The organism is Candidatus Electrothrix sp. (assembly GCF_052785085.1).
Window position 1 is genome coordinate 1 of the sequence record NZ_JALAAI010000208.1, and the last position, 3,393, is coordinate 3,393.

Genomic DNA, 3,393 nt, shown 5'->3' on the forward strand with positions numbered 1-3,393 from the left:
TTTGACGCACCTCTCCTGTTGAAAAGAATTTTTCTACGATAATATTGGTTAAACGATGGCATTATTATCCTGATGGTGCTGCCTCCAACATGGCTATCCGTTTGCGGGCAGCTATTAAAAGGTTAAAGGATGGGTGGCCTTTGGAAATTCTCAATATGAGTTGCCGGGACCGTTTGATAACCCGACCACCCTGGCAAGATCAAGATAGATGGGCAATTGACGGTTCCTCCTGTGTTTATCCCGATACCGCTGGTAATAGGTGGCCTTGCCCGTGGCCCTGACCTCCAGAAAGAAACCGGTCAGCCGGGTGTCGAAATAATCTGTCTTGGTTTTGTGCTGAACAATGGGCGGGTTGTCTACGAACTGCTGGGTTAATTGTAGCTTTGGCATAGCTGATCTCCTTTTACCTTTAAAAAATTTATTACCTTTAAAAAGTAAAATACCCTTACCATTGAAAATTGTTTCGGTCAAGCAAATCTTATGATAAAGGTAGTTGTATAAATTAGGGACTGAAAATGAATTATGTATAAACAGATCACAGGCACACAGATACGAGCGGCAAGAGCTCTTTTAGAATGGTCTCAACAAAAATTGGGAGAAGAAGCCAGCTTGTCGCAATCACCAATTGCCAGTATGGAAAAAGATGTGAAAAAATCCAGAGAAAGCACTGTAAGACTGGTGATCAAGACATTGGAGGAGGCCGGGATTGAATTTATCAACAGACCTGATGGGATGATCGGTGTGCTCCTGCTGCCCAACAGTAGTGCACTTGATGAGCAGATAGATGAAAACAAGCACCATACGGGTCATTCAAGCAACCCTTGAAAAGGAAGGTATTGTCTTTATAAATGATGAAATTTTCGAAGGGGTTAAATACAAAAAAAGTCAGCAAGGATGATCCCCACTGGCTTAAAGCTTACTGCTCAGTCTTTCCGGGAAAGATTCAAACCAAGGTGCCCTGCCCTATTTTCGATCTTGCATTTTCCCCGGAACGTGTATAGAATATCGCTATGAACACTCTGGAAAATAACATAGCCGATGACTACGACAGCCCCTGGAAAGAGGGCATGGAATTGTATTTCAAGGAACTGATACAGTTCTTTTTCCCGGACATCGCTGCACGGATCGCCTGGGACAAGGGCCATCAATTCCTCGACAAAGAGTTGCAGCAGGTGGTCAGGGATGCAGAGATCGGCAGAAAACATGCAGACAAACTGGTCCGGGTGTGGTCCCTGGAGAATGAACCGTTCCATGTCATGGTCCACATCGAGGTACAGAGCGACAAAGACCCAGACTTTGCCCGGCGGCCCATTTAAAGACCAAGGCTACCAAAAACAACCCCCAGGAACGATACACCTGGAAGTGGACCATCACCAGGGCACTGTATGAAAAAGGGTTCTCCACAAAAGACATCCTGAGTCTTTACCGCCTGGTGGACTGGTTGATGATGCTGCCAGATGACTTGACCAAGAAGTTTACGCAAGATTTGATTGCATATGAGGAGGAAAAGAAAATGCCGTATATTACAAGCGCAGAGAGGATTGGGATAGAGAAGGGCCAGGATATCGGCCAACTCAACGAAGCCAGAGAAATGGTTTTAGATGCCCTGGACATAAAATTCAGCAACAACGTTCCAGCGGATATTCGCAAGCTGATAAAAGACCTGAACAACCGGATTATGCTTAGAAAATTACACAAGTCTTCTATCCAGAGCAAAGACATCGAAGAATTCAGAAAAACCCTGGAAGAACTGACCGCCCAAGACCCGGCTTAGAACAACCCTCGTCCCCCAAGCTTATACCATGTCAGGCACCACGGGCCTGATCAATATCCAGTCAGGCCCTGAACATCGAGCGCCCTTCCCTGCCCTGCGTCCCCTTTCCACCCCACCCAGCCGCCGTATCATGGGCAGCGTCTTTTCCACAAACACCAGCCGTGGTGAGCTACGATCACATCGGGCACAAACCCGTTGGCCTTCATCAATTCCAGCGCTGCATTGAAGCAGCCTTCGGCCCGGATCGTCTTGGTCTCGAAATCAGACACCCAGGGATGAACCCCCGGCGTGCTTCCCCGATTGACGGTATAGGAAACCAGCCTGACCCCCTGCCATGCCTGTATATCCAACTTTTGCATCGTCATGGCCACCACCTGGTGACCCTGGGCTGCCAGGGCTGGAGCCAAAAACTTGAACTGGCCGGGAAAATTCTGGTGGACAAATAATATATTCATGGCTGTGTTCCAGGAAAATGCAATGCTGCCAGCTCACGCAGGGACGCTTCATCCACAGCCTGCTTTGTGGCCAAAGCCCAGAGGTCGTATCCGGGTGCGCCTCTTTTCATGGAAGCCACATTGACAAACCCATGAGCTTGCAGTGTGCCGGTCAACACCTTCTGGGTAAACCCGCACCGGTGAGCCATGAACAGATTGCCCTTTGCCAGAGACGGCCAGTACCCGTACAGAATATCGATGGGGGCAATGGGTCCGGCCGGAGACGTATACGCTGTCTCCGTGAGTTTGTCTTCAGCAATCAAAGCACACACCGATTGCAGGTCCGGACAGGTGATGACAGCAAACCCGTCCGGTTTTAATACCCGTTTGAATTCTGCCAAGGCGATGGGGACTTCGTGGGGATACAGGTGTTCGATGTTGTGGCTGGAAAACACTGCGTCCACACTTGCCGTCTCAACTTCAGACATGTCGGTCATGGTGCCGGTAATATCTGGATTGACGGAGGGGTCTATGTCCAGGCGGAGTTCCTGCCAGGCATCTGCGTTAAAGGCTGGCGTGGTCCGGTCCTTGCGTTTGGGTCCGCAGCCTATGTGCAGAAAGGTTTTCAGGCAGGACGAATAAATACGAGGGACAGGGTGACGGCCAGGGCAAAAAGCTGATCAAACCTCCCCACGGTAATGCCGCCCCCGGTCACAGGGCTTGCCAGGGCAGTGATGTCGCTGCTGCTCCGGGCGCTGTTCATCAGGTGGGTGTTCAACGCCCGGCTGGTTTTTTTCACCTTGCTGATCACGGCATCCTCCTGGACCGGGCAGGCATGGCCCCCGCCGGTGAGCACCATCATGGCCTGCATGATCTGGGCAAAGGTGATCTGCTTTTCTTTCAGGGCCTGCTCCATCTGCCCCAGGAATCGGAAATTATGACAGGGGCTTTTCTTGGCATGATCTCACACTGCCAAAATTGGACTCACCTTCAAATGAAAAACAAATCTGTCCCCTTTTCTCTAAGAATGTTCTCCATGTCCGGGATGGCGGATTACAGGGCCTGAACCGCTTGATGCATCCCTCAAGGTGACCGACAACTTGAAACCCAGTGCGTGAACAACTTTAAAGAGAGTTTCCGTGGTCGGGATTCGCTCACCTGATAGGCTTTTGTAAAGGCTCTCAC

At 50.0% G+C, this 3,393-nt stretch carries 6 protein-coding genes and 1 pseudogene; 3 read left to right on the plus strand and 4 right to left on the minus strand.

Features of this window, described 5'->3' with window-relative positions; genetic code table 11:
* Positions 1-150 precede the first annotated feature (150 nt).
* Positions 151-390 carry a hypothetical protein gene (locus tag L2082_RS18885; protein ID WP_446012165.1) on the minus strand — a complete coding sequence of 80 codons (240 nt, stop codon included), beginning with the start codon at positions 388-390 and terminating at the stop codon, positions 151-153.
* A 132-nt stretch (positions 391-522) separates the two neighbouring features.
* On the opposite strand from L2082_RS18885, the gene L2082_RS18890 reads away from it, so the two are divergent.
* The 3 genes from L2082_RS18890 (at position 523) to L2082_RS18900 (ending at position 1,774) form a co-directional block, all read left to right on the plus strand.
* Entirely contained in the window at positions 523-825 is a 303-nt protein-coding gene (locus L2082_RS18890; protein WP_446012166.1) for a helix-turn-helix domain-containing protein, read from the plus strand.
* A 185-nt stretch (positions 826-1,010) separates the two neighbouring features.
* Complete coding sequence (locus tag L2082_RS18895; protein ID WP_446012167.1) at positions 1,011-1,316, plus strand: hypothetical protein; 306 nt, start codon at positions 1,011-1,013, stop codon at positions 1,314-1,316.
* A 197-nt stretch (positions 1,317-1,513) separates the two neighbouring features.
* Positions 1,514-1,774, plus strand: coding sequence for a hypothetical protein (locus L2082_RS18900; protein WP_446012168.1), 261 nt, complete (start codon positions 1,514-1,516; stop codon positions 1,772-1,774).
* Positions 1,775-1,929: 155 nt separating this feature from the next.
* Here L2082_RS18900 and L2082_RS18905 read toward each other — a convergent pair.
* The 3 genes and pseudogenes from L2082_RS18905 to L2082_RS18915 form a co-directional block, all read right to left on the minus strand.
* Positions 1,930-2,229, minus strand: a pseudogene (locus L2082_RS18905) (glycosyl transferase); the annotation flags it as partial.
* Entirely contained in the window at positions 2,226-2,837 is a 612-nt protein-coding gene (locus tag L2082_RS18910; protein WP_446012170.1) for a class I SAM-dependent methyltransferase, read from the minus strand. The gene L2082_RS18910 and the pseudogene L2082_RS18905, both read right to left, overlap by 4 nt.
* Positions 2,834-3,124 carry a hypothetical protein gene (locus L2082_RS18915; RefSeq protein WP_446012169.1) on the minus strand — a complete coding sequence of 97 codons (291 nt, stop codon included), beginning with the start codon at positions 3,122-3,124 and terminating at the stop codon, positions 2,834-2,836. Before L2082_RS18915 ends, L2082_RS18910 begins: the two co-directional genes overlap by 4 nt.
* Positions 3,125-3,393 lie beyond the last annotated feature (269 nt).

Bases quoted from the DNA above. Each gene is read 5' to 3' on its own strand.
- L2082_RS18895 (WP_446012167.1), top strand. From the start codon at position 1,011: ATGAACACTCTGGAAAATAACATAGCCGATGACTACGACAGCCCCTGG.
- L2082_RS18900 (WP_446012168.1), top strand. From the start codon at position 1,514: ATGCCGTATATTACAAGCGCAGAGAGGATTGGGATAGAGAAGGGCCAG.
- L2082_RS18885 (WP_446012165.1), bottom strand. From the start codon at position 390: ATGCCAAAGCTACAATTAACCCAGCAGTTCGTAGACAACCCGCCCATT.
- L2082_RS18915 (WP_446012169.1), bottom strand. From the start codon at position 3,124: ATGGAGCAGGCCCTGAAAGAAAAGCAGATCACCTTTGCCCAGATCATG.
- L2082_RS18890 (WP_446012166.1), top strand. From the start codon at position 523: ATGTATAAACAGATCACAGGCACACAGATACGAGCGGCAAGAGCTCTT.